This window comes from Microbacterium sp. sgz311019 (genome assembly GCF_056135325.1).
Genome location: NZ_JBWAXO010000008.1, coordinates 146791 through 171402, shown reverse-complemented (window position 1 = coordinate 171402; position 24612 = coordinate 146791). Strand labels below are relative to the sequence as shown.

The window sequence follows — 24612 nt, the reverse complement described above, 5'->3', positions numbered from 1 at the left end:
GCGACGCACTGCCGTCAGAGCGAGCGCGCGATGCCGTCCAGCAGCGTCGCGAGCACCGGGGCGGCGGCCACCGTCTCCGCCGGAGCGGTCACCGGGTCCACGGCGAAGACGGTCATGTCGGCGTTTCGACCGATCTCGAGCGTGCCCACACGGTCGCCCCACCCGATGGCGCGTGCCGCGGCGCGCGTGTAGCCCTCGACCGTGTGAGCAGGCGTCAGCGCCTGGCGAGCGAACGTGGTGCCCGACCGCGGCCGGTCGTGCGGGCGGCGCAGCCGAGCGTCCGCGATCACCCCGCGGGGGTCGTAGGGCGCGACCGGCCAGTCGGATCCGAGAGCGACGGTGACCCCGGCATCGACCAGGTCGCGGAATCGGAAGCCGTTCAGCCGCCCCCGTGTCGGTCCGAGGCGCCTGCTCCACTCGTCCTGATGGTCGGGCCAGACGTACAGGGTCGAGTGCGTCGGCTGCATGCTCGCAATCGCCCCGGATGCGACGAAGGCGCGGACGAGCTCGTCGGGCATCGTCTCGATGTGCTCGATGCGGTGCGGGGCGCGGGCCTTCTCGGCATCCGTCAGCGCAGCGATTCCTTCGACGGCGTGGCGGATCGCACGGTCGCCGATGGCGTGGGTCGCCGTCGCGATCCCGAGACGTGCGAGACGGTGCAGGGCGACACGATACCGATCGGGGTCCTGCCAGAGGCTGTGGGACGAGTGGCCGCACGTGTCAGGCTCCTCGAGCCATGCGGTTCCGTTGTCCACCGTGCCGTCGAGCACGAACTTCACGCCCTCGATGCACCATCTCCGACCGGAGACCCCCTGCAGACCGATCACCCGGTCCAGCTCCTCGGCGAACGGCAGCGCGGGATCGAAGACCGGCGAGCACCGCAGGCGGAGGGGCAGGTGGCCCTCCTCCTCCAGCGCTCGGAGGATCGCCAGGGTGCTCTCCTCCAGGTCGAGAAGCGACAGCGTCGTCAGGCCCGTCGCGGCCATCCGCTCCAGCAGGGCGCGGAGGGAGCGCGCCTGGTCCACGGGCGAGAGCGGCGGGATGCGGCGTCGCACCAGCTGCATCGCGTCATCCTCCAGCAGCAGGCCGGTGGGTGACCCGTCGGCATCTGTCGCAACGGTCGCGTTGGAGCCGAATCGCTCGCGTCCGGTCACCCCGCCGCGCTCCAGTGCGGCGCGGTTCGCGATCCCCGAGTGACCGTCGGCCATCTTCAGATAGACCGGTCGATCGGTCCGACCGTCGAGGAAGGCGGAGCCGACGGCGCGGCCGGCGAAGAGGTTGGGATCCAGCGACCAGCCGAGCACCCAGTCGGTGTCCGGCTCGTCCGGCTGCCCCATGACCGTCTCCGCCACCTCCTCCAACGTGGAACAGCGCGAGAGATCCACCCCGCGACGAGCGACTCCTGCCGAGACGGCGTGAGAGTGAGCGTCGATGAAACCCGGGGTGATGGTGGCATCCCCGTAGTCGATGCTCCCCTCGACCGACTCCCAGCCGGCAGCGTCGGAACGCGTGCCGAGTGCCGCCACGCGGCCCTCTCGGACACCGACGGCCTGCACCGGAGCCTGGTGGGCATCGATGCGGATGCGGTCGGCCAGGATGACACGATCAAGGCCTGCGCTGCGCGTCATCTCCTAGCCCTCCTGCCCGGCGCCGACGATCGCGGCATCGACGGGCGCACTCCAGAGGAGGAATGAGTCCGTGAATGCACGGCAGACCGCGACCGCATCCTCGTGCGTGAGGTCGCCGTAATCGACGACGAGGCGCAGCGCGAGACCGTCGAGGAGGGCCGAGAAGGCCTGGACGAACGCGGGGATGTCGAGCGCCCCCGGCAGCTCGCCGCGCTCGATGGCGTACTCGAGCACGTCTCGCAGACGACGCTGCCAGTCCACCTCCAGGGAATGCACGACCTCGCGGACCTCGTCATCGTGGGCGGCCGCCGCCCAGGCCTCGAGCCACAGTGCGAGGTTCGGGTCGCGCTCTCCGATCGGCGTCGCCGCATCCATCAGCCATTCCCAGCGCCCGCGTGCAGTGGGGATCTGCGCGAACGCCTCCTCGGTCCGCTCCCGCAGGTCGTTCTCGACGGTGCGCAGGGCGGCGAGGAACAGCGCCGTCTTGCTCTCGAAGTAGTAGAGCAGGTGCGCGCCCGTCATCCCGATGCTCTCGCCGATGTCGGCGAGCCGTGCATTGTGCAGCCCGTTCTCGCTGAGCGGCTTGATCGCGGCGCGTGCGATGTCCTGCGCCCGACCCTCGCGTCTGCTGGTCATCGTGTCTCCATCCCTGCGAAATCCGGAAGCTGAGGCGATGCGTCGATGAGCTCGCGCGTGTACTCCTCCTGAGGGTGATCGAACAGCAGGTCGACGGGGCCCGACTCCACGATCCTCCCGCCGTTCATCACGATCGCCCGATCGCACAGGTAGCGCACGAGGTTCAGATCGTGCGCGATGGAGATCAGGGTGATGCCCGAGTCGGCTCGCAGCTCCTGCAGGAGCTCGAGCACAGAGGCCTGCACGATGACGTCCAGGGCGCTCGTGGCTTCATCGGCGATCAGGATCTGCGGCTCGAGCGCGAGCGCTCGCGCGATGGCCACGCGCTGCTTCTGGCCGCCGGACAGCTCGCGCGGGTAGGCGCGATACACGGTCGACGGCAGGCGCACCCGATCGAAGAGCTCGCGCACGCGCGCCTGTCGCGACCCGGCAGGCACGATGCGGTGGACCCGCAGGAGCTCCTCGATGGCGTCGCCGACCCGACGAGTCGGGTTGAGCGTCGTCCCGGGGTCCTGGAAGACCATCTGGATCGCGCGGCGGGATGCGGCGGACCGACGGGGACCGAGCACCTCGCCCTCGAAGCGGATCACGCCCTCGTCCACGGGGACGAATCCCATCACGGCCCGCATGATCGTGGTCTTGCCCGATCCCGATTCGCCCACGATGCCGAGGGCCTCTCCCCTGTCGACGCGGAAGGCGGCATCCGAGACCGCGGCCGGTCGTGGGTCTTCCGCTCCGGGGCGGCGACGCCAGACCTGCGCCGCATGCCCGTATCTGATGGTGACGTGATCCAGCTCGAGAAGGGTCATCGGGTCGCGCCTTCGACGGGTGCGGCGATCGCCGCGCGGCGGGAGAGGTTGGCCTCGAGCAAGGCGCGGGTGTACGCGTGCTGCGGCCGGGACAGGACATCCTGTGTCGCACCCTGCTCGAGCAGAGCGCCCTTGTTCATGACGAGGATGCGCTCGCAGACCGAGCTGACGACGGCGAGGTCATGGCTGACGAACACCATCCCGAGACCCCGCTCGCGCACGAGCGTGGCGAGCAGCGCGAGGATCTGGGCCTGGACGCGGACATCCAGGGCGGTCGTCGCCTCGTCGCACAGGAGCAGCTCCGGCTCGGTCGCGAGCGCCGCGGCGATCACGATGCGCTGCTTCATGCCGCCCGACAGCTCGTGCGGCCAGGCCCCGTAGCGGGATTCGGCGTCGCGTATGCCGACATGCGTCATCAGGTCGATGGCGGCGAGACGGGCCTCGCGATCGGAGCAGCCGCGGTGATGACGGCGCCACGTCAGTCGCAAGAGGGTTCCCACGCGCAGCGTCGGGTTCAGCGCCAGCGTCGGCTCCTGGAAGACCATCGCGGCCTTCGGTGCGACGGTGGATGCGCCGCTGATCGAGATCGTCCCGCTGACGGAGAGCGACGGCGGGAGGATGCCCATGACGGCGCGCAGCGTGAGGCTCTTGCCGCTGCCCGATTCGCCGACGATGCCGACGGTCTCGCCGGGCGCGACCTCGAGCGAGAGGCCGTCCACGAGGGGCCGCCCCTGCGCATCCGCGATCCGCAGGTCGGCGATGCTCAGCAGGCTCATCGTCGTCCCTCCGTGTGCAGTGCGTCGCCGATCAGCGCCAGTCCGAGAGCGAGGACCGCGAGCACGAGGCCGGGGGCGATCGTGAGCCAGGGCGCAGGGGCGATGTACTGCTGGGCGGCGGCGATCATGTTTCCCCACTCCGGCGTCGGGGGCTGGACTCCGAGGCCGAGGAAGGAGAACGAGGCGAGTGCCGTGATGGCGAAGATGAGATCGGAGGTGAAGTACACGATGGTCTGCCGCATCGTGTTGGGGAGCACGTGCAGCAGCATGATCCGTGGATGCCGCAGGCCTGCTGCCGTGGCGGCCATGACGTAGTCCGACTGCCGCACGCGAAGGGTCTCGCCACGGGTCAGCCGGGCGTAGACGACCCAGCCGACGGCTGTGAAGGCGATGATGAGCGAGCCGACACTCGGCCCGAGAACGAAGACGAGCACGATCATGAGGATGTACGTCGGGAAGGCCTGCAGCAGGTCAGCGGTGCGCATGACCGCGACATCCACGCCCTTGCCGAAGTAGCCGGCGAGCAGACCGAGCGCCGTTCCCACGGCACACGGCAGGACCGTTCCGAGGAGCGCCACGAGCAGATCGATCCGCGCGGCGACGACCACTCGGCTGAACGCATCGCGGCCGAGCTCGTCCGTGCCGAGGAGGTGCGAGGGCGACGGCGGCTGGAGCGCGTTCGCGACGTCCTGTGCCAGCGGGTCGAAGGGCACCACGAGGGGTCCGATGACGGCGAGCACGATGTAGACGGCGACGATGCCGATCCCGATCCACAGCTGGATGCGGCCGGGGCGTCGTCGGGGCCCTGCCTTCGGCGGGTCGGAAACGACCGCCGGGGGTGCGGTGACGGCGGAGCTCATGCGCTGATCCTCACTCGCGGATCGATGACCGACGTGATCGTGTCCGCGATGAGGAACAGCAGCACGATCAGGATGGCGAACACCAGGGTGTAGCCCTGGACGAGCGGGTAGTCGCGCATGCCGGCGGCGATCACCAGTCCCTGGCCCATGCCCGGAAGGCTGAACGCGACCTCGACGATGACGGTGCCGAAGAGTGCGTAGCCGGCCTGCACAGCCGTCACCGTGATGAGCGGCGGCAGCGCGTTTCTGAGCACGAAGCGTCGCATGAGCCCCGTGCCGTGGAAGCCGAGGGTGCGCCCAGCGAGCACGTACTCGGTCGTCTGCAGCTCTGCGATCGTCGTGCGCAGACTCCGGATCATGGGCGGGCAGATGCTGATCGCGACCACGACCGCCGGCAGGACGATCGCCCGCACGTGGTCGAGCGGCGTGTCGCCGAAACCCGCGACCGGGAACCACCCGGTCGGCAGGGCGACGTACGTGATGAGCATGATCGCGAGCCAGAACGACGGCAGGCCGATCCCGAGCACGCTGAAGCCCCGGACGACGTGGTCGCCGAAGCGACCGCCGCTTCGCGCTGCGAGAGCCGCGAGCGGCACCGAGATGAGCACCGCGAGGAGAACCCCCGCACCGGCGATCATCAGCGTGACCGGAAGCTGCTCGAGGATCTGGCCGCTGACCGATCGACCCGTCTTGAACGACAGACCGAGGTCGCCGTGGAGCGCGCCCAGCAGGTAGGAGACGTAGCGGATCCACATCGGATCGTTGAGTCCCAGCTGCTGCCGAGCGCGCTCCACTTCGGCCTGCGGAGCACGGGGGCCCACCACCAGCCGCGCGGGATCGCCCGGCGTGAGCTCGAGCAGGAGCATCACCACCAGCAGGATCCCCAGGAGCAGAGGGATCAGGCTGGCGATCCGCCGGAAGACGAATGCGTAGCGGTGTGTGGACATCGTGCTCTCGCTACTTGGTCTTCCAGACGTTCTCAAGGGCATACGTGCCCCAGAGGGTCAGCTGGACTCCGCCGATGTCCTTCTGCGCGGCGCCGAGCGACGTGAGGTGGGCGAGGGAGACGAACGGTGCCTGCTGCATGAAGAGGTCCTGGACCGCCGAGATGGCCGCCTTCTTCTTCGCGCTGTCGGATGCCGCCTGGTAGGACGAGATCTGCTGATCGAGCACGGGTGAGGTGAAGCCCGTGAACATGCCGCTCGTGGAGGTGATGTAGGAGATCGGGTCCGACACATCCGGCGAGATCGCGTTGTAGGCGAAGGATGCGAGCTGGTACTTGCCGCTGGTGAGGTTGCTGAAGCGGGCGCCGGCGTCCTGGGCCTGCAGATCGACGGTGATGCCGATCTTCTTCAGGTCCTGTGCGACGATCTGCGCGAGAAGGGTCGCGCTGCCCTGGCTCGTGTAGATGAAGGTCAGTGAGGTCGGAACCTTCTTGCCGACGAGCAGCTGCTTGGCCTTGGCCAGGTTCTGCGTGAAGTACGGGGAACTCGGCGGCGCCCAGTTGGCGAGGCCGGTCGGAAGCGCACCGGTCGGCTGGGATCCGTACGAGCCGTAGACGCTCTTGAGGATGGCCGGGTAGTCCAGCGCGTAGGCGATCGCCTGGCGGACGGCAGGGTCGGAGAGCGCCGGGTCCTGGGTGTTCATCAGCAGGAGGGGCGTGTTGTGCTCCTTGACCGGGAGAACGAGCGACTGGTCGAGCCCGCGCGCGAGCACGGGGCTGATCTCGTCCGCGACGTCGATCTGGCCGGACTTCAGCTGCAGGGAGAGCGAGTTCGAGTCGGAGGCGTAGCTGCTGACGACCTTGTCGAGGTAGGGCTGGCCCTTCTTGTAGTAGTGCGGGTTCTTCACCAGCACGACGTCGCCGGTCGACGACCAGTTCTGGACGGTGAAGGGGCCGGCACCCACGGGCTTCTGCCAGAAGTCTTTGGCGCTGCGGCCGCCGAAGTCGGCGGGAACGACGCCGGCGTTCGCCCACGAGAGGAAGGCGGGCAGCGCCGAGTCCGGTTGCGTGAGATCGAGGCGGATGCTGTGGTCGCCGAGCACCTCGGTGTGGTCGATCACCGCGTAGGTGGCACCGTAGTTCGCGCCCGCCTTCCACGTGTCGACCGAGAACGCCACGTCCTTCGCGGTGACGGGCGTGCCGTCACTGAACTCGGCCTTGGGGTCGAGCTCGAGGGTCAGCTGGGTGTTGTCCGCGTTGAACGTCCAGCTCGACGCGATGCCGGGCTTCAGCTCGGTCCCCTCCGGGTTGGTCCGGATGAGCGGCTCGATGACCGCCTCCGACAGCTGGAAGCTCGCGTTCAGGGTCTCCTGGTCGAGGTCGAAGCCCTCGAACAGATTGCCGCGAGCCACCTTGAGGGTGCCTCCCTTGACGGGGCCGCCGTGGTCGGCGGTGCCGGCCGCTGCGCTGGCGGACGAGCATCCGGCGAGCATGGCGACGGCGATGAGCGGAACGACGGCGCGAAGCGCGCGGGCGCGCCGGCGAGAGGCTGAAGCAGGCAACGTTGTCTCTTCCTTGTGGTTCGGGTTCGGGTGGGCAAGACGAGCTTGAATTGCGTTTGAAATCCGAGTCAAACTAACAGACTCGCGGCGGGAGAACGCCGACGGTGCGGCTTCCTGGCCGTCTGCACGGGCAGTTCTGCACGATGAGCACGACCGGTCGGCCACCATCGGCCAGCGTCTCCGGCACACCCCTCGTCGCAGAATTAGGTTTCACATCTTGGAAGATAACCGCGCGAATGCAAGGATGACAAGCGTCCTAACCAAGTCATTTGTAACGAATGATGCACTCACCCGTGAGGTTGCGAAGTGAACACCGATCTGGATGCAGGCGCCGTGACGGCGTCGAGCGAGCAAGCGATCGACCGCCTCCGGCGGCTCGTGATGGTCGAGACACCCAGCGGGGACGTGCCGGCGCTGACCGCCTTCGCCGATCTCCTGACTGAGCGCTGGGTCGCGATCGGGCTGGTCGTGCGCCGCATCGTGACACCCTCGGGGCCCGTGCTCCTCGGTGATCTGCCCGGAGCGGGTTGGGGCGCGGCGGCGGCACCCGTCCTCCTCATCGGCCACTCGGACACGGTCTGGCCACGCGGGACTCTCGGCTCTCAGATGCCGTGGGAGGAGACCGAGGACATCGTCCGGGGGCCCGGGGTGTTCGACATGAAGTCGGGGCTCGTCGTCATGGAGGAGATCGCGCGGCGTCTCGCGGAGTCACCCGCCCACCCTCCCCTGCGCCTCTATGTCGCGCCGGACGAGGAGACCGGGTCCGTCGACTCTCGCGAGCATCTCGCCGCTGCAGTGGTCGGCTGCCGCGCAGCTCTCGGATTCGAGGCGCCGCACCCGGACGGGGCGCCCAAGGTGGGCCGCTTCGGCAGCGTCCGCGTGCGGCTCGGCGCGTCGGGGCGAGCGGCGCACGCAGCCTTGAACCCGGAGTCCGGCGTCTCGGCCATCGAGGAGCTCGTGGATCAGCTGGCGGACCTCCGTGAGGGCGCCATGCGCCTGAGCACGCCGGAGGAGCCGGTGCTGTTCAACGTCGGCTCCTTCACCGCACCCGGACAGGCGAATGTGGTGCCCGCATCCGCGACGGCCCTGCTGGGCCTGCGCTTCGCCCACCCCGACCAGGAGCGATCGTTCCTCGAGGCGCTGTCGCGACGAGAACCTCGTCGGCCGGGGGCGTCCCTCGCGGTCACGGTGCTGTCCCACCGCCCGACCTGGAAGGCGCGACCTGCGGACATCGAGCTCGCCCGCCGGATCCTCCCCGATCTCGAGCACGCGCGGTCATCACGGGGCGCGGCCGACACGAACCTGCTCGGGCCGACAGGCGTGGCGCGCGTGGACGGTCTCGGCCCCTGCGGCGCCGGGGCGCATGCCGCGCACGAGCACATCATCCGCTCCTCGCTGCAGGAGCGCGTCGACGTGCTCGTGGCCGCCCTGGCCGATCGACGGTTCGGGTTTGGCCAAGACCCGCAGCTGGACGTGAACGTGGAGGACGCGCTCGGCTGATCCGGCCGCGAGAGCAATAGCTAGCCAAACTAGGTATATTTCGCTAGTTTGGCTAGTGAAGCACGGTGTCGTGCTCTCCCGAGAGAAGGGTTTCAGCGATGCGAAAGAAGATCATGATGGCGATCTGTGCCGGCGCTCTGGTCGCCGGCGCGATGATGGCCACGCCGAGCGCCGCGATGGCGGACGGCTACGGCGTGCAGATCAACGACGGATGCGGGGCCACTTACGGCCAGCTCGTCTCGACCGCGCGACAGAGCGGCCACATCACCGGCGGCGTGCACGGGGCGGCTTACTGGATCAACAGCGGCCTGGCCGCCGCCCACGGCTGCAGCTGAGCCAGTCAGCAGCACGCCGGGGGACGCCCGCCGATCGAGCCCCACGCTCTCGGCGGGCGTTTTCCTGCGGGAGCTCGTCGCCCGGGTCAGGTCGAATCGCGCCGGAGGAGATCGGTCGGGAGCTCGATCCTCCGCTCCGCGATGCGCTCCCCACGTCGCAGACGGTCGACCACGTCGATCGCCCTGGCCGCCATCTCGCGGATGGGCTGGTTGATGCTCGTCACCGCCAGCGGCGCACCCGGCGGACGCGGATCGCCGTCGAACCCGACGACACCGACGTCGTCGGGAACCCGCACGCCGGCCCGCAGCAGCGCCGACACGACCGCGTTCGCCATCACGTCGGTGAGCGCGAAGACGCCGATTCGTCCGGCCGCGGCAAGGTCGACGAGCCGGTCGATCGTCGCCCGCGAGACGCGCCCATCCCACCCGACCTCTACGGTGGCCACGTCGGCGACGCCGGCGGTCGACATCGCCCGACGAAAGCCTCGCACCCTGGCTCGGCCATACCGATACTGAACAGGGCTGAGGGCGAGCGCGAAGCGCTCGTAACCCAGGTCGATGAGGTGCCGCCCCGCCTCGAGGCCGCCGCGCTCGTTCGTCGCCGACACCGTCACGAGGTCCCGATGCGGCTCCCCGTGCGGGTCCAGCAGCACCGTCGGGATCGCGAACTCGGCGAGATAGTCGATCTGACTCGCCGTCGGGGTGACCACTGCGGTGATCACCCCGGACGAATGGCGCGCGGCAGCGCGAACGTGCCAGTCATCCGCCGACGTCTCGCGCTCCTGAGTGAGAACGAGGTCGTAGCCGAGGGCGAAGGCCTGCTCGTGCGCGCCGACGACGGCCCGACTCACCCATGCCCCCGTGAGATGACCGAACACCAGCTCGATGATCCGTGCGTCCGGCGGCCGGGGACGACCGCGCTGGGTCGATCCGCGGTCGTACCCGAGAGTCGCCGCCGCATCCAGAACCCGACGCCGCGTCTCGGGAGAGAGCTCGCCGCGACCGGTGAGGGCCCGCGATGCGCTCCCGGGGGACACGCCGGCCAGGGCCGCCACATCCGCCAGCGACACCCTCGAGCGATCGATCACGGATCCATTTTTGCGCACGAGACCTCGCCGCGGAGTTGCCACGTGCCACGATCGACCGAGGAGGTCGAAGATGACTCAGAGACTAGGGGTCGCGCTCATCGGCACGGCGTTCATGGGCCGCGCGCATTCCCACGCGTGGCGTTCGGCGCACCGGTTCTTCCCGTTGCCGCTGGAGCCGGAGCTCGCCGTGCTGGTGGGCTCGGACGCGGACCGGACGCGGGAGCGCGCACAAGTGCTCGGATGGGCCGACTCCGCCACCGATTGGCGGGCGGCGATCACCCGCGACGACATCGACGTCGTCGACATCTGCGTGCCCGGCTACCTGCACGAGGAGATCGCGCTCGCCGCCCTCGACGCGGGCAAGCACGTGCTGTGCGAGAAGCCCCTGGCGAACGACGTCCCGTCGGCGGAGCGCATGACGGAAGCGGCAAAGGATGCGGCGGCCCGCGGCATCCGGTCGATGTGCGGCTTCAGCTACCGGCGCACCCCCGCGCTCGCCCTCGCGAAGCAGTTGATCGATCGCGGCGACCTGGGCGCGATCCGCCATGTGCGCGGCCAGTACCTGCAGGATTGGCTCGCCGACGCGAGCGTGCCGATGAGCTGGCGGCTGGACGCATCCCTCGCCGGATCGGGCGCCCTCGGCGATATCGGCGCGCACAGCATCGACACCGCCCAGTGGCTCACGGGCGAGCGGATCACCGCGGTCTCCGCGACCCTGCGCACCTTCGTCGACGAGCGCCCGCAGGCGGCGGCCGGCGGCGAGCTCGGGGGTGTGGCGGATGCCGACGCGCCGATGGCTCGGGTCACGGTGGACGATGCGGCCGCCTTCACGGCGGAGTTCTCCGGCGGAGCGCTCGGGGTGTTCGAGGCCACGAGGTTCGCGACGGGCCGGCGGAACGCGAACCGGATCGAGATCAACGGCGAGCTCGGATCGATCGCGTTCGACTTCGAGCGGATGAACGAGCTCGAGTACTTCGACGCGCGCGAGCCGCGTGAGACGCAGGGCTTCCACCGCATCCAGGCGACGGATGCCGTGCACCCCTACGCCGAGCACTGGTGGCCCGTCGGGCACGGCCTCGGCTACGACCACCTCTTCACCAATCAGGTCGCCGACTTCGTGACCGCGATCGCGGCCGCGACGCAGCCCGCGCCGAGCTTCGACGAGGCTCTCGACGTGCAGCGGGTGCTGGCGGCCGTCGCCGCGAGCGCGGCGCACTCCTCGACATCGACACCCGTGAACAGAGGCACAGCATGACAGAGAACAGGCACGCACTCGTCGTCCGCGGCGGCTGGGACGGCCACCAGCCGGTCGCCGCCACGGAGCGCTTCCTCCCCTTCCTGAGCGAGAACGGATTCGACGTGCGCGTCGAGGAGTCCACCGCGGTGTACGCGGACGCGGACGTCATGGCCGAGACCGACCTCATCGTGCAGAGCGTGACCATGTCGCAGATCGAACGAGATGAGCTCGCCGGGCTGCGCGCCGCGATCGAGGCGGGCACCGGGTTCACCGGATGGCACGGCGGGATCGCGGACTCGTTCCGCGCGTCCTCCGACTATCTCCAGCTCGTCGGCGGGCAGTTCGCGACGCATCCTGCCGTCGGTCCGGGTGAGACCCGGCTCGAGGGCGAGGAGAACTACCGCGACTACACGGTGAACATCACCGAGCTCGGGCGCACGCATCCCCTCACCGCCGGGCTCGATGATTTCGAGCTGCACACCGAGCAGTACTGGGTTCTCGTCGACGACCTCAACGACGTGCTGGCCACCACCACGCATCCTGCCGAGGACTGGCAGCCCTGGCACCGTCCGCACACCTCTCCTGCGGTGTGGACACGAGAATGGGGCCGCGGCCGCATCGTCGTGACCACCCCGGGACACAGCCTCGACGTCCTCGACAATGCGTCGGTACGGACCATCATCGAAAGGGGAATGCTGTGGGCCGCTCGCACCGCGTAGGCATCGTCGGGCTCGGGGTCATCTCCCGCGCCTACCTCGACACCCTCGTCCCGTCGTCGGAGGTCGAAATCACCGCCGTGGCGGACCTCGACCGCGAGCGTGCCGAGGGAATCGCCGACACCCTGCGCACCGCCCGCGCCGTCACGGTGGATGAGCTCGTGTCCTCCGACGACGTCGACGTCGTGCTCAACCTCACCACGCCCGGCGCCCACGCGGAGGTGTGCCTTGCGGCCATCGCCCACGGCAAGGACGTCTACACCGAGAAGCCCCTCGCGGCCACCCTGGAGGACGCGCAGCGCATCATCAGGGCCGCGGCGGACGCCGGCGTCCGTGTCGGATGCGCCCCGGACACCGTGCTCGGCACCGGGATCCAGACGGCGCGCGCCGTCGTCGACGCCGGAGAGATCGGGATGCCGGTCGCGGCCACCGCGATCATGGCCACGCCCGGACATGAGCGGTGGCACCCGAACCCCGACTTCTACTACCTCCCCGGCGGCGGTCCGCTGCTCGACATGGGTCCGTACTACGTGTCGGCGCTCGTCCAGCTGCTCGGGCCCGTCGTCTCGGTGGTCGGCGCCAGCAGCAGGCTGCGCGCGGAGCGGGTCATCACCAGCGGACTGCGTGCGGGGACGCCGATCCCCGTTGAGGTCGACACCCACGTGTCCGGGATTCTGACGCATGCGTCGGGTGCGCTCTCGACGCTCACCACGAGCTTCGACTCCGTAGGCACCACAGCACCCCCCATCGAAGTGCACGGAACGGATGCGTCGCTGACCGCGCCGGACCCGAACCTCTTCGCCGGCGACGTCACGCTGCGCCGCCTCGGCGACGACGATTGGCGCCTCGTCGCTCCCCGCGCCGGCTACCGCGATTCGGCGCGAGGCATCGGGCTGCTCGACATGATCCGCACGCCCGAGCGTGCCGACGGTCGCGCGTCCGGCGCCATGGGACTGCACGTGCTCGAGGTCATGACGGGCCTGCTCAGGTCCGCGGCATCCGGCACGCGGGTGGACATCGCCTCCGCGGTGGAGCGCCCGACCGCGGTGCCGTACACCTGAAGCGTGGAGACGCCCTACGCGGCGATCTCTCCGTTGGCGACACCCTCGATCCAGTCGATGGCGTCGTCGGGCAAGCCGAGGCGGCCGACCTCGTCGCGCGACCACCAGGATGAGTCGGGGCTGCCGCCGTTCGCGGCGAGCAGGTCCGCGAGGATCGCGGGGGGAAGGGCTTCTCCGTTATGAGCGATGAGCCACTTCCGGGTTTCCGGACGAAGGTGCGGCCACACGGCCTGAAGCTCCATACCCGAATACTCGCACTCGGTTCCGACATTCGACTCGGATCCGCACATCTGGGGCCTCTCACACGTGCAGCGCACGCCGTAGGGTAGAGTGGTGGGGTTGGTTGAGTCGTTGCCGTGTTCCGTATCCGGCGATCTCCCAGTCATATCGGCGCCGATCCTGGCGCCTCACACGAGAATCCGTGTGTCCACCCCTTCTTGCGATGTGCCGACGAAGGCACGCTCCCTGAGTTCAGCGAATCGAAATCTCATCTCCTCATCCATCCTTGGCATGCCGTCGCACGGCGACCTGAGCTGGCTCCAACCGGCCGACGATGTGCACGTCGCGACACACGACGGCGAGTACGCGGGGCACGTCGTGGTCGACGACCGCGGCTTCGCCGTGTTCGGTCCGACCGGACAGACCCTCGGCGGCTCGACGAGCCTCATCGCCGCTCGACGAACGCTGCAGGCGTTCACTGCGCGCGGACACTCCGCATCTCGACCTCCCCATACTCCGCGCCGGCGCCGCCGCGCGCGGTCTCACGGATCACTCCCGTGGTCCCGCACAACGAAGGAATGACGTTATGGCCACCGGCACCGTCAAATGGTTCAACTCCGACAAGGGCTATGGATTCATCGCCCCCGACGACGGGTCCGCCGACCTGTTCGCCCACTTCAGCGCGATCCTCGGATCCGGACACCGCAACCTCGAGGAGAACCAGAAGGTGGAGTACGACGCCGAGCAGGGTCCGAAGGGCCCGCAGGCTGCGAACATCCGCGCGCTCTGATGACACCGAACGGGTGAGCCGGCGTAAGCCGGCTCACCCGTTCGCGGCTCTCACGGCGTTTTGCCGCTGTGCATACAGCTGGCGGCATGTTCGACGGCGTAGCGTCAAAGGTAGCGATCGGCATCCGCCCGTGGCTTCAACCCAGTCGCCCATCCGTGACTGGCCCGACCAAAGGCGTCGATCATCAGCGCTACACCTTCGACGGCACCGACTCTCGGGGCCATCCGACAGACCTATGCCCGCACGGAGGACTTCCCGCCGATCACTCGGGCCTACACTCACGTCTCCAACGTCGTCCGGGAGACCGGGCTTCTACGGCGCGCCCGGTGGTTCTACCTGCTGGTCGCCGCGGCTCTGACAGTCGCGTTCGGCGGCGCGATCACCGGCTTCGTCCTGCTCGGCGCGAGCTGGTTCCAGCTGCTCATCGCGGGGGCGCTCGGCATCCTGTTCACGCAGGTCGCGTTCCTCGCCCACGAGGCTGCACACCGGCAGATCCTCGTCACAGGGCCAGCCAATGACCGACTCGCCCGGGTCCTGGGTGCCATCGTCGGCATGAGCTACTCGTGGTGGGATTCGAAGCACAGCCGCCACCACGCCAACCCGAACCGCGTCGGCAAGGACCCCGACATCGAGATCGACACCATCTCCTTTCTCGACGAGGATGCGGCGAAGGCCCGCGGCCTGCGCCGTCTCATCACGCGCAAGCAGGGATGGCTGTTCTTCCCGCTGCTGACTCTGGAGGGGTTCAACCTCTACTTCCTGAGCTTCCGTCACCTCACCGCCCGCGGACACGTGAAGGGTCGCTGGGCAGAGCTCGGGATGCTCACGCTGCGGTTCGCGATCGTGCTGACCCCCGTGTTCCTGTTCCTGCCGGTCGGGATGGCGTTCGCCTTCGTCGGTGTCATGACCGCCGTCTTCGGCGTGTACATGGGCGCCTCCTTCGCCCCCAACCACAAGGGCATGCCGGTGATCGCACCGGACGCGAAGCTCGACTTCTTCTCCAAGCAGGTCCGCACCTCCCGCAACATCCGCGGTGGCTGGTGGGCGACCTGGCTCATGGGAGGCCTGAACTACCAGGTCGAGCACCACCTTTTCCCCAGCATGGCGCGCCCGCACCTCGCCAAGGCTCGGGAGATCGTCCGCGAATACTGCGCGAGCAACGACGTCCCGTACACGGAGACCTCGCTCGGACGCTCCTACGCCATCGTGATCGAGTACCTCAACCGCGTCGGCCTCGCGGCACGCGACCCGTTCGACTGCCCCCTCGCCTCCGAGCACCGCCGGGTCTGAGGCGGTCCTCACTTCAGATCCGGACTTTTCGATATCGAAATTTCCGGATTCTCATATCTCCGATACCGAGCGATATCGGTACGCTGGTTCGATGGGCGAAGAGCGCCAGGCCAGCCGTGCGAAGATCCACGCACTCATCGACGCCGTGGAGCGGCTTCGGATTGCCCAAGCGCACTCCGGTCGGCGCCGAGCCGACCGTTCCGGCCTGAACAGCACCGACCGCGCCGCCCTGCGATCCATCTGGGAGGGCGGAGACCGCGGCATCGAGGTCACACCAGGCATGCTCGCCGCTCGCCTGCACCTCTCGCCGTCGTCGATCACCACTCTTCTCGACCGGCTCGTCGCCAAGCGGATGATCAGTGTCGAACCCCGGCCGAGCGATCGGCGGAGCAAGCGCGTCCTGGCGTTCGACCGCACGCTTCGGCCCGTCGACGTCGTCGACCCCCTGGCCGCCAGAGTGGAAGAGATCTCGGCGTCTCTATCCTCAGCCGACGCACGAGTCATCACCGCCTACCTCGACGACATCACGCAAGCCCTGCGGGCGCAGACGGCGCGTCTCGCGGACTGATCAGAAGATCGATCGCCACTGAGTCCGGCCCCGCGCACTCGACCCTCAGGGCCGGAGCAACGGGATGCGCGGCATGAGCCAGTCGACCAGGACGACACGCGCTCCCGGGGTCACGGTCACGCCCCAGAGCATGGAGGCCACGGCATCCGTCGGGTAGTGCACGGCGTCGATCGCCACCGCGAGCGCGATTCCGATCACGGCGAGCGCGCCGGCGACGATCCAGACCGGCATCCATCGCGTGTCGCGCAGGATGAACGCGAGTGCGATCACGAACGTCGTCACGAACACCACGTGACCGCTGGGGTACGACGCGTCCAGCTGCGCCGGCGTGAACGGATACGTCAGCAGATGCCCATCCGGTCGCACCCGGTGGACGAAGATCTTCACCACATCCGACGACAGCCACGTCACGGCGACGACGCCCGCGAAGGCTGCCGCGACCGGCAGCCGCCGTGTGACCGCCCAGATGACGCCCGTCACGATGACGGTGAGGACGATCGCGGGCACCGGCCCGATCCCCGAGTACGCGACGCTCGTCGCGATGCCGATCGCGCCCGTGTGCAGCTGGTTGAGCGCGTGCGAGAGCGCCTGGTCGATGTGGTGCGCGCGCAGCACCAGACCGGTCGCGGTCACGAGCGCGGCGCCGAGCACCGCGATGACCACCACGAACACCGGGTGCCTCGAGGGGCGCAGGATGCCGTTGACGGTCGGGGATGCCGGCGCGGAGGTCAGAAAGTCGACGTCGGTGGTCACTGATCGAGCTTCGCAGGTGGATCCTGTGACTCAGGTGAAGCTCCTCCGGCAGCGTGTGGATCGGCCCGCGTTCGTGCGCCGCGTTGTCGATGAACGCCGGATCGATCACGTCACGCCCGCATTGCCGCGGTGAGAGCGCCCTCTTAGAATTGCCGTACTCACAGGGCGGGCGAATTATGGCCGATTCTCCTCCACCGCGCGATCGTCGGCCCGGATGGCCGACATGGGTGAAAGCCACGATCGCCACAGCGGCGACGGCGGTCGTCGTCGGCGTGGCCACCACTGTGCTCGTTCCGGTTCTCAGCAAGCCGGTCAGCGACCTGATCAGGAATGCCACGACGAGCGGACCGCCGATCAAGATCCACGCCCACGTGACCGCCACCACCGACGACGTCGTTCTGCCGACGGGGCAGACCCTGTCGGCCGACGACCTGGCGATGCTGTCGGACCTGTCTCCTCAGGATGCCGTCAACTGGCTGACGACGCACAGATCGGGGATCGTTGCTGCTACCCGCTCGCTGGTCCTCACGATGACCGGCAATCGGCCCGATTCCGTCCGGATCACGGGCGTGGATGTCGCCAGCTCCTGCCGACCGCCGGACCGGGGAACCATGGTCCGGATGCTGGAGGGACGCGGCGGCGGCGTGGACTCGGAGCGCATGCAGATAGACGCCGCAAAGGTGAATCCGACGCCCTACCGCGTCAGTGAAGGGGGCAAGGAGCAGCCCTACTTCCCCTACCGCACCATCGTCCTGAAGAAGGGCGAAACGGAGACCCTGGTGGTCGATGTGAATCCGACGTACGACGCCATGGACGATCCTGCCAATGAGCAGGTCTGCGATGTGCGACTGACCCTCGACCTTCTGCAGGGAGACCAGGAGTCGACCGAGAAGGTGCCCGCGATCGTCCGTGTGATGGGCGCCGAGTCCGAGGCGGCCGACGCGCGCTAAGGGGCTCTGTATCTGGGTACGGGGCTCTGCAAGACCTTCGTCCCTGCGCACCCCGGCTGGCTGTCGGACCTCGGTGCGTCGTGTGGTCCGGGCAACCTGCAGGACCGGTGACCGCGACGCGCGACGCGTGGCGGAAGGCGGGACTTAGGGCCCGCCGACGCGCGAGAGGCGGCACGAGGATACGGATGTCGACCGCGTGTGCAGAGGAAGGGATGCGGATCATGACCATGAAGGCACTCGTCTATCACGGGCCCGGATCGATGTCATGGGAGGAGGTGCCCGAGCCCGTCATCCAGAAGCCGACGGATGCCATCGTCAAGATCGAGCACACCACCATCTGCGGCACCGACCTGCACATCCTCAAGGGCGATGTCCCCGAGGTGGAACCGGGTCGGGTCCTCGGCCACGAGGGCGTCGGAGTGGTGTCCGAGGTCGGCGAGGCCGTCACAGACCTGAGGGTGGGCGACCGCGTGATCATCTCCTGCATCTCGGCGTGCGGCAAGTGCAGCTACTGTCTGAAGGGCATGTATGCGCACTGCCAGGCCGACGAGGGAGAGTCCGGGACGGGATGGATCCTCGGCCACCTCATCGACGGCACGCAGGCGGAGTCCGTGCGCATCCCGTTCGCCGAGACCTCGTTGCACAAGCTTCCCGAGGGCCTCGCTCCCGAGGATGCTGTGCTGATCAGCGACATCCTGCCTACGGGACATGAGATCGGCGTGCGCTACGGAGCCGTGACGGCCGGCGACGTGGTCGCCGTCGTCGGCGCAGGGCCTGTCGGCCTGGCTGTGATCGCCACCGCGAACCTCTACGGTCCGAGCCGCATCATCGCCATCGATGTCGATGCGAACCGTGTCGAACAGGCGCAGCGGTTCGGTGCGACGCACGGAGTGGTGGCGACGGATGCCGACTGGCGCGAGCAGGTGATGGCCCTGACGGATGGACTGGGCGTCGATGTCTCGATCGAGGCGGTGGGCGTGCCGGCCACCTGGGACATGGTGGCGTCGCTCGTGCGGCCGGGTGGGCACGTGGCCAATGTCGGCGTGCACGGCAAGCCCGTCGAGTTCCACCTCGAGGATGCCTGGATCCAGAACATCACCATCACGACAGGTCTGGTGAACACCGACACCGCGCGCACGCTGATCAAGCTCCTCGCACAAGGCCGGATCGACGTCGCCGGCTTCGTCAGCCACCGCTTCGCGCTGAACGAGATCGAGGCTGCCTACGACACATTCGGCCGCGCCGCCGAGACCAAGGCTCTGAAGGTGCTCATGACCGCATAAGGCGAGAGAACGCTGACGGTCGGTTGTCGAGGTGCTGAGAGGGCGCCGCCGGATCCGCGGAATCCCGGCGATTCCCCTTCATCGAGACTGAGGGTGGCCAGCGGTTGCACAGCCGGCCGCTGTTAGCTTCGTGCGAACACCTCGACGAATCTGGAGCCCCCGTGCACGACGACCCCGCCCTCGGCCTCGCCCTCGGCGGCGGCGGCGCGTTCGGCGCGGCGCACGTCGGAGTCCTCCAGGTGCTCGCAGAGCGCGGACTGCGCCCCGGCATCACGACAGGCACCAGCTCGGGCGCGCTCGTCGCCGCGGCCCACGCCGCGGGGTTCGCGCACGGCGACATCGAGCGCGAGGTGCTCGGCTTCCGGTGGACATCGATCGCCAGATGGTCGCTCCGCCCGCGCTGGGGCCTCCTCGACACGCACGCGGTGACCGACGCCGTGCACCGCATCTTCGGCCACGACCCCCACATCGAGAACCTGCCGCGCCGCTTCGCCGCGCTCGCGACCGACCTCCGCACCCGACGGGCCGTGATCCTCGACAACGGGCCGCTGAGCAGTGCGCTCCGCTCGAGCATCGCCGTCCCGGGTCTGCTTCCCCCCGTGCGCCGCAACGGTGCGCTGCTCATGGACGGCGGCATGGTCGACAACGTCCCGGTGTCGGCCGCACGCGCCCTCGGCGCGACGCGCACGATCGTCGTGCGCCTGCACGCCAAGTGGGAGAACGTGCGCATGATGCGCACCGTGACCCGCACCGCCGACCTCGCGGCCGACCCGTCGGTCGTGCTCATCCAGCCCGAGATGGAACGCATGGCGCAGTGGTCCATGGGCGATGTGCCGCGGCTCATCGCCGAAGGCCGTCGGGCCGCAGAAGAGGCTCTGGATGCTGCGCTCCTGCGCGACGATGTCATCCTGACCGCCTGACGCCATTCCGCGGACGGGGAATAGCCCGCGTGCGACTTCGGGTTGCACCCCCGTGTGGCGAACGACATCGGGTTGAGATCAGACAGAGGCGCGATCCTTCTCGCCGTGATGGTGGCCACGGGGCTGGTGGCCATCGACACCACGATCATCGCGACTGCGGTGCCCTCGATCGTCAACGACCTCGGGTCGTTCACGTCGTTCCCGTGGCTGTTCTCGATCTACCTGCTGACCTCGGCGGTCACCGTTCCGGTCTACTCGAAGCTCGCCGACACGATCGGCCGGCGGCCTGTGCTGATGTTCGGGATCGCCGTGTTCCTGGTCGGCTCGATTCTCGCCGGAGTCGCGTGGAGCATGCCCGCGCTGATCGTCGCCCGTGCCATCCAGGGCATCGGCGGAGGCGCCATCCTCCCCCTCTCGATCACCATCGTCGGCGACATCTACACGCTCGAGGAGCGCGCTCGCGTGCAGGGCTACATCGCCAGCGTGTGGGCGATCGCCGCCGTCGTCGGCCCGACGCTCGGCGGGATCTTCGCCCAGCTCGACATGTGGCGCGGCATCTTCCTCGTGAACATCCCGCTGTGCATCGCTGCCGCGTGGCTGCTCCGTCGCAATTTCCGCGAGACCGTGGAGAGGCGTAAGCATCGCATCGACTACGTCGGTGCCGCACTGCTCACAGCGTCGATGACCCTGATCATGCTGGGCGTGCTCGAGGGCGGCACGGCGTGGGCGTGGAACTCCCCCATCGGCATCGGCATCTTCGCCGCAGGTGCGGTGCTGCTCGCGGTGTTCGTGATCGTGGAGAACCGGGTGTCGGAGCCCGTGCTGCCCCTCGCCATCTTCCGCCGCCGGATCATCTCGTCGACGACCGTCCTCGGCTTCGGCATCGGGATGGGGCTCGTGGGCCTCACGGCCTTCATCCCTACCTACCTCGAGGTCGGCACGGGTGCCTCGCCGCTCCTCGCGGGACTCGCGCTGGCCACCTTCACGATCGGCTGGCCGATCGCTGCCGCCCTCGCAGGGCGGTTCTACCTGCGCTGGGGCTTCCGCGCGACCTCGATCGGCGGAGGTGTGCTCGTGCTCGCCGGCACGATCGTGCTGGCTCTGCTCGCGCCGCATCCATCCGTCGCGCTCGTCGCGATCAGCTGCTTCTTCATCGGCGCGGGCTTCGGCTTCGCGGCCGTCCCGAGCCTCGTCGCCGCGCAATCCAGCGTCGACTGGAGCGAGCGCGGCGTGATCACCGGCGCCAACATGTTCGCCCGCTCGTTGGGCCAGGCGCTCGGCGCCGCGATCCTCGGCGCGATCGCGAATGCGATCATCGCGCGCATGGGCGGCGACGCACACGACGCGCACACGATCGTGACGGCATCCGTCGCGGTGTTCATCGGCGTCGCGGTGGTCGCGGTCGGCATCCTCCTGTCTGCGATCTGGATGCCGGCGGTGGTCAAGGTCGCCGGCTCGCAGGGGGCGATCGAAAAGGCTCCCGATGTGACGGGCCCGGTGCCCACTGCCGGGTAGTCCTCGGCTCAGGAGCGGCGGGCGCGCAGCGTGACGATCTCGAACGGGCGCACGGGCAGGTCGATGGTCGCACCGACCACCGGCTCCGAGACGGGGTCCTCGAGCAGATCCGTCTGCACGATCGACGCGACCTCCGCGTCGAAGGTGACGGATGCGCCGGCCCGGCGCCCGAACGCCTCGTACAGCCGCACGATCACGTCGCCGGAACGGTCCTCGGCCAGCTTGACCGACTCCACCACCACGCCGTCCGCCCGGACGATCGGCGCGCCGGCAGCACCACCGGGACGCAGCCCGAGGTTGAGGCGGTAGCCCTCGGCGACGGCATCCGGCACCTCGGCGCCGACCGTCATCGACGACCGGAACACGTGCCTGCCCTGATCCGCCTCGGGATCGGGGTAGAGCGGAGCCCGGAGCAGGGACTGGCGCACAAGTGTCGTCGTGCCGCCGCCCTCCCGCGCGTGGCGGGTGACGTCGTGACCATAGGTCGCGTCGTTCGCGATCGCGACGCCGAACCCGGGCTCGCCCACGTGGACCCACCGGTGGGCGCTCGTCTCGAACCGCGCCTCGTCCCACGACGTGTTGCGATGGATCGGTCGCACCACATGACCGAACTGCACCTCGGAGGTCGCCGTCGTCGTGTGGATGTCGAGCGGGAACGCGAGCTTCAGCATCCGCTGGCGCTCGTGCCAGTCGACCTCCGTCGTCATCTCGATGCGCGCGGATCCCGCGGACACGGAAAACTCCTGCGCGATCCGCGAGTCGCCGAAGGCGCGCTCGACGCGAACGGCCACGCGCTGCGGCGACTGCTCGACGACGGCGATCGACTCGACGGATGCCAGGACCTCGCCGTGACGCCGGTAGTTCTCGTCGACGTCCCAGGCGTCCCACTGCGCCGGGATGTCGCGGAACACCTGCAGCTCGCCGGCGGTGCGACCGGGGGCGATCGACTCGCGGCCCGTCTCGGCATCCACCGCCGACGTGATCCGGCCCGACGCGTCGAGGACGAAGCGGGCGCGGTCGGTCGAGAGGACGTAGGCGTCGCCGTCGCGGGAGATGCTCGCGTCCGAGGCGGCCGTCACCGGTCCCGAGCCGAGCGCCGGAACCCCGTCGATCGGGAAGGGGCCGGCGTTGGACAGCACGCCGTCGATCGCGCCGCCGAGGGCGGCGAGGGCATCGGCGATCACCCCCTCCAGCGCGGCTTGCACCCGGGCGTAGCCGGCCTCGGCCTCGCGATGGACCCACGCGATCGACGTACCGGGGAGGATGTCGTGGAACTGCTGCAGCAGCACGGTCCGCCACGCGTCCTCGAGCACGTCGTAGGGATAGTCCGCGCCCGCACGCACGTGCGCGGTCGTCGCCCACAGCTCCGCCTCGCGCAGCAGCAGCTCGCACCGGCGATTGCCGCGCTTCGTGCGGGCCTGCGACGTGTACGTGCCGCGATGGAACTCGAGGTACAGCTCTCCCGCCCACACGGGCGGGTGCGCGTACTCCTCACGCGCCTGTGCGAAGAACTCCTCCGGGCCGGTGAGCCGCACGCGCGGCGATCCCTCGAGCGACTCCGTGCGGGCGGCGGCCGCGAGCATCTCGCGCGTCGGTCCGCCCCCGCCGTCGCCGAAGCCGAACGGCACGAGCGACGAGTTCGCGGCGCCCTTCTCCGCGAACTGGCGCTCCGCGCGCGCGAGCTCGTGTGCGCGGAGCTCGGCGCCGTACGAGTCCACGGGCGGGAAGTGCGTGAACACCCGGGTGCCGTCGATGCCCTCCCACTCGAAGGTGTGGTGCGGGAAGGCGTTCGTCTCGTTCCACGAGATCTTCTGCGTGAGGAACGCGCGGATGCCTGCACCCGCCATGATCTGCGGCAGCGCGCCCGTGTATCCGAACGAGTCCGGGAGCCAGCCGATCGTCGACCGGCGACCGAACGCGCGCTCGAAGAAGCGCTGCCCGTACACGAATTGGCGTACGAGCGCCTCTCCGCCGACAAGGTTGGTGTCGGCCTCGACCCACATGCCGCCGACAGGCACAAACCGCCCCTGCGCGACGCGCTCGGCCAGCCGGCCGAACAGCTCGGGATACCGTTCCTCGATCCACGCGTACTGCTGAGCGGACGAGGCGGCGAAGACGAAGGCGGGGTCGGCATCCATCAGGTCCAGCACGTTCGAGAACGTGCGCGCGCACTTGCGGATCGTCTCACGCGTGGGCCACAGCCAGGCCGAGTCGATGTGGGCGTGGCCGACGGCCGCGACCCGGTGCGCGCTGGCGTTGGCGGGTGCGGCGAGCGCGGGCGCGAGCACCTCGCGGGCGATGGATGCCGTGCCGCCGATGTCGTACGGATCCGACGCGTCGACCGCCCGTTCGAGTGCACGTAGGATCTCGGCCGCGCGCGACGAGGACGGAGGGAGCTGGCTGCACAGTCCGCGCAGGACGACGACATCCTGGATCAGCTCCCACGCCTCGCGATCCCGCAGCACGAGGTCGGCACGACGGAGGGCGTAGAGCGGAGTCGTTCCCGCGGTCGCCTTGTCGCCGAGACGGGTCGGGGCGAAGGTCCAGTTCTGGCCGATGTCGGGGTTCGCTGCGGCTTCGACGTAGACATCGATGACATCGCCCGACACCGGGATGTGCGTGTTCCGCGGCTCCAGGGCCTTGATGATCCGGCCGTCCGGCGCGAACACGAGACCCTCGGCTTGGAATCCGGGCTGGCCGAGGTGGAATCCCAGGTCGACCTCGAGCTCGACCAGTCCCGCATCCCAGCCGTCCGGGACGCGTCCTTGCAGCCGGAACCACGTCGTGCCCCATGGCTTGCCCCACGGGGTGCCGACGACGTAGGGGACGAACTCCTGTGCGACGGCATCGGCGAAGGGCACCGGCTCGTCCGGCACGTTCCACGCGGTGATGTCGAGCGGCACGCAGGCGCGTTCGACCGCCGGCGCTAAGCGGTCACGGATGAATCGATCGACACGTCTGAGAACGAGGGCGGAGTCGTCGAACACGGGGGGATTCCTTCCGTCGACGGAGGCGGGAGGGGCGGTACCGGGCGGGCGAAGACTTCCCCCGAATGTCTCTGCGCTTCGCGCTTCCACCCCCTGTGGAGGCGCGAGAGTCGATGGCCCGCCCGGTACCGCATGTTCTTGCTTCAGTATAGATTTTATAACGTTTGGATGAAAAAGGAAAGACCT

General features: G+C 69.0%; 23 protein-coding genes. 12 read left to right on the top strand and 11 right to left on the bottom strand.

Features of this window, described 5'->3' with window-relative positions; all coding sequences use genetic code 11:
• Nucleotides 1-14: 14 nt before the first annotated feature.
• From AC0NZN_RS14265 to AC0NZN_RS14235, 7 genes are read right to left on the bottom strand one after another with little or no spacing between them, the layout of a single operon-like run.
• The gene (locus AC0NZN_RS14265; RefSeq protein ID WP_474592975.1) at nt 15-1628 is read right to left on the bottom strand and encodes an amidohydrolase; all 1614 of its coding nucleotides are present in this window, start codon (nt 1626-1628) and stop codon (nt 15-17) included.
• 3 nt (nt 1629-1631) lie between these two features.
• The gene (locus AC0NZN_RS14260) at nt 1632-2264 is read right to left on the bottom strand and encodes a TetR/AcrR family transcriptional regulator (RefSeq protein ID WP_474592974.1); all 633 of its coding nucleotides are present in this window, start codon (nt 2262-2264) and stop codon (nt 1632-1634) included.
• Entirely contained in the window at nt 2261-3073 is an 813-nt protein-coding gene (locus tag AC0NZN_RS14255) for an ABC transporter ATP-binding protein (protein ID WP_474592973.1), read from the bottom strand. Before AC0NZN_RS14255 ends, AC0NZN_RS14260 begins: the two co-directional genes overlap by 4 nt.
• On the bottom strand, nt 3070-3849 hold the full coding sequence (locus AC0NZN_RS14250; protein ID WP_474592972.1) for an ABC transporter ATP-binding protein: 780 nt from the start codon (nt 3847-3849) through the stop codon (nt 3070-3072). The genes AC0NZN_RS14255 and AC0NZN_RS14250 overlap by 4 nt, the downstream gene beginning before the upstream one ends.
• Entirely contained in the window at nt 3846-4709 is an 864-nt protein-coding gene (locus tag AC0NZN_RS14245) for an ABC transporter permease (RefSeq protein WP_474592971.1), read from the bottom strand. The genes AC0NZN_RS14250 and AC0NZN_RS14245 overlap by 4 nt, the downstream gene beginning before the upstream one ends.
• Nucleotides 4706-5656, bottom strand: coding sequence for an ABC transporter permease (locus AC0NZN_RS14240; protein ID WP_474592970.1), 951 nt, complete (start codon nt 5654-5656; stop codon nt 4706-4708). Before AC0NZN_RS14240 ends, AC0NZN_RS14245 begins: the two co-directional genes overlap by 4 nt.
• A 10-nt stretch (nt 5657-5666) precedes the next feature.
• Nucleotides 5667-7214, bottom strand: a complete 1548-nt coding sequence (locus AC0NZN_RS14235; RefSeq protein ID WP_474592969.1) for an ABC transporter substrate-binding protein — start codon at nt 7212-7214, stop codon at nt 5667-5669.
• A 306-nt stretch (nt 7215-7520) separates the two neighbouring features.
• On the opposite strand from AC0NZN_RS14235, the gene AC0NZN_RS14230 reads away from it, so the two are divergent.
• Both AC0NZN_RS14230 and AC0NZN_RS14225 read left to right on the top strand, forming a co-directional pair.
• Entirely contained in the window at nt 7521-8714 is a 1194-nt protein-coding gene (locus AC0NZN_RS14230) for a M20/M25/M40 family metallo-hydrolase (protein ID WP_474592968.1), read from the top strand.
• A gap of 98 nt (nt 8715-8812) precedes the next feature.
• Nucleotides 8813-9049, top strand: a complete 237-nt coding sequence (locus tag AC0NZN_RS14225) for a hypothetical protein (protein ID WP_474592967.1) — start codon at nt 8813-8815, stop codon at nt 9047-9049.
• A gap of 86 nt (nt 9050-9135) precedes the next feature.
• Here the strand turns inward: AC0NZN_RS14225 and AC0NZN_RS14220 are convergent, their stop codons facing one another.
• Nucleotides 9136-10137 (bottom strand): LacI family DNA-binding transcriptional regulator, encoded by a 1002-nt coding sequence (locus tag AC0NZN_RS14220; protein WP_474592966.1) that lies wholly within the window; start codon nt 10135-10137, stop codon nt 9136-9138.
• 70 nt (nt 10138-10207) lie between these two features.
• On the opposite strand from AC0NZN_RS14220, the gene AC0NZN_RS14215 reads away from it, so the two are divergent.
• From AC0NZN_RS14215 to AC0NZN_RS14205, 3 genes are read left to right on the top strand one after another with little or no spacing between them, the layout of a single operon-like run.
• On the top strand, nt 10208-11392 hold the full coding sequence (locus tag AC0NZN_RS14215) for a Gfo/Idh/MocA family protein (RefSeq protein WP_474592965.1): 1185 nt from the start codon (nt 10208-10210) through the stop codon (nt 11390-11392).
• Nucleotides 11389-12093: a ThuA domain-containing protein gene (locus AC0NZN_RS14210; protein WP_474592964.1), complete on the top strand. Its 705-nt coding sequence runs from the start codon at nt 11389-11391 to the stop codon at nt 12091-12093. Before AC0NZN_RS14215 ends, AC0NZN_RS14210 begins: the two co-directional genes overlap by 4 nt.
• On the top strand, nt 12072-13151 hold the full coding sequence (locus AC0NZN_RS14205) for a Gfo/Idh/MocA family protein (protein WP_474592963.1): 1080 nt from the start codon (nt 12072-12074) through the stop codon (nt 13149-13151). The genes AC0NZN_RS14210 and AC0NZN_RS14205 overlap by 22 nt, the downstream gene beginning before the upstream one ends.
• 14 nt (nt 13152-13165) lie before the next feature.
• On the opposite strand, the gene AC0NZN_RS14200 is transcribed toward AC0NZN_RS14205, so the two are convergent.
• Nucleotides 13166-13393, bottom strand: coding sequence for a hypothetical protein (locus tag AC0NZN_RS14200; RefSeq protein ID WP_474592962.1), 228 nt, complete (start codon nt 13391-13393; stop codon nt 13166-13168).
• A gap of 563 nt (nt 13394-13956) precedes the next feature.
• Here AC0NZN_RS14200 and AC0NZN_RS14195 point away from each other — a divergent pair.
• The 3 genes from AC0NZN_RS14195 to AC0NZN_RS14185 all read left to right on the top strand — a co-directional run bounded on the left by AC0NZN_RS14195 (nt 13957) and on the right by AC0NZN_RS14185 (nt 16018).
• Nucleotides 13957-14160, top strand: a complete 204-nt coding sequence (locus tag AC0NZN_RS14195) for a cold-shock protein (protein ID WP_474592961.1) — start codon at nt 13957-13959, stop codon at nt 14158-14160.
• Nucleotides 14161-14382: 222 nt separating this feature from the next.
• On the top strand, nt 14383-15450 hold the full coding sequence (locus AC0NZN_RS14190; protein ID WP_474593012.1) for a fatty acid desaturase family protein: 1068 nt from the start codon (nt 14383-14385) through the stop codon (nt 15448-15450).
• Nucleotides 15451-15541: 91 nt separating this feature from the next.
• On the top strand, nt 15542-16018 hold the full coding sequence (locus tag AC0NZN_RS14185) for a MarR family winged helix-turn-helix transcriptional regulator (protein ID WP_474592960.1): 477 nt from the start codon (nt 15542-15544) through the stop codon (nt 16016-16018).
• A 45-nt stretch (nt 16019-16063) separates the two neighbouring features.
• Here AC0NZN_RS14185 and AC0NZN_RS14180 read toward each other — a convergent pair whose 3' ends face one another.
• Entirely contained in the window at nt 16064-16771 is a 708-nt protein-coding gene (locus AC0NZN_RS14180) for a phosphatase PAP2 family protein (RefSeq protein ID WP_474592959.1), read from the bottom strand.
• Nucleotides 16772-16824: 53 nt separating this feature from the next.
• Here AC0NZN_RS14180 and AC0NZN_RS14175 point away from each other — a divergent pair, with 53 nt between their 5' ends.
• The 4 genes from AC0NZN_RS14175 (at nt 16825) to AC0NZN_RS14160 (ending at nt 21439) form a co-directional block, all read left to right on the top strand.
• Nucleotides 16825-17721, top strand: coding sequence for a hypothetical protein (locus tag AC0NZN_RS14175; RefSeq protein WP_474592958.1), 897 nt, complete (start codon nt 16825-16827; stop codon nt 17719-17721).
• Nucleotides 17722-17948: 227 nt separating this feature from the next.
• Nucleotides 17949-19004 (top strand): zinc-dependent alcohol dehydrogenase family protein, encoded by a 1056-nt coding sequence (locus AC0NZN_RS14170; protein ID WP_474593011.1) that lies wholly within the window; start codon nt 17949-17951, stop codon nt 19002-19004.
• 161 nt (nt 19005-19165) lie between these two features.
• Nucleotides 19166-19924 carry a patatin-like phospholipase family protein gene (locus AC0NZN_RS14165; RefSeq protein WP_474592957.1) on the top strand — a complete coding sequence of 253 codons (759 nt, stop codon included), beginning with the start codon at nt 19166-19168 and terminating at the stop codon, nt 19922-19924.
• A 72-nt stretch (nt 19925-19996) separates the two neighbouring features.
• On the top strand, nt 19997-21439 hold the full coding sequence (locus AC0NZN_RS14160) for an MFS transporter (protein WP_474592956.1): 1443 nt from the start codon (nt 19997-19999) through the stop codon (nt 21437-21439).
• A gap of 8 nt (nt 21440-21447) precedes the next feature.
• Here the strand turns inward: AC0NZN_RS14160 and AC0NZN_RS14155 are convergent, their stop codons facing one another.
• Nucleotides 21448-24426, bottom strand: a complete 2979-nt coding sequence (locus tag AC0NZN_RS14155; protein WP_474592955.1) for an alpha-mannosidase — start codon at nt 24424-24426, stop codon at nt 21448-21450.
• Nucleotides 24427-24612: the final 186 nt, after the last annotated feature.

Bases quoted from the DNA above. Each gene is read 5' to 3' on its own strand.
- AC0NZN_RS14265 (WP_474592975.1), bottom strand. From the start codon at position 1,628: ATGACGCGCAGCGCAGGCCTTGATCGTGTCATCCTGGCCGACCGCATC.
- AC0NZN_RS14260 (WP_474592974.1), bottom strand. From the start codon at position 2,264: ATGACCAGCAGACGCGAGGGTCGGGCGCAGGACATCGCACGCGCCGCG.
- AC0NZN_RS14255 (WP_474592973.1), bottom strand. From the start codon at position 3,073: ATGACCCTTCTCGAGCTGGATCACGTCACCATCAGATACGGGCATGCG.
- AC0NZN_RS14250 (WP_474592972.1), bottom strand. From the start codon at position 3,849: ATGAGCCTGCTGAGCATCGCCGACCTGCGGATCGCGGATGCGCAGGGG.
- AC0NZN_RS14245 (WP_474592971.1), bottom strand. From the start codon at position 4,709: ATGAGCTCCGCCGTCACCGCACCCCCGGCGGTCGTTTCCGACCCGCCG.
- AC0NZN_RS14240 (WP_474592970.1), bottom strand. From the start codon at position 5,656: ATGTCCACACACCGCTACGCATTCGTCTTCCGGCGGATCGCCAGCCTG.
- AC0NZN_RS14225 (WP_474592967.1), top strand. From the start codon at position 8,813: ATGCGAAAGAAGATCATGATGGCGATCTGTGCCGGCGCTCTGGTCGCC.
- AC0NZN_RS14215 (WP_474592965.1), top strand. From the start codon at position 10,208: ATGACTCAGAGACTAGGGGTCGCGCTCATCGGCACGGCGTTCATGGGC.
- AC0NZN_RS14210 (WP_474592964.1), top strand. From the start codon at position 11,389: ATGACAGAGAACAGGCACGCACTCGTCGTCCGCGGCGGCTGGGACGGC.
- AC0NZN_RS14200 (WP_474592962.1), bottom strand. From the start codon at position 13,393: ATGGAGCTTCAGGCCGTGTGGCCGCACCTTCGTCCGGAAACCCGGAAG.
- AC0NZN_RS14195 (WP_474592961.1), top strand. From the start codon at position 13,957: ATGGCCACCGGCACCGTCAAATGGTTCAACTCCGACAAGGGCTATGGA.
- AC0NZN_RS14185 (WP_474592960.1), top strand. From the start codon at position 15,542: ATGGGCGAAGAGCGCCAGGCCAGCCGTGCGAAGATCCACGCACTCATC.
- AC0NZN_RS14170 (WP_474593011.1), top strand. From the start codon at position 17,949: ATGAAGGCACTCGTCTATCACGGGCCCGGATCGATGTCATGGGAGGAG.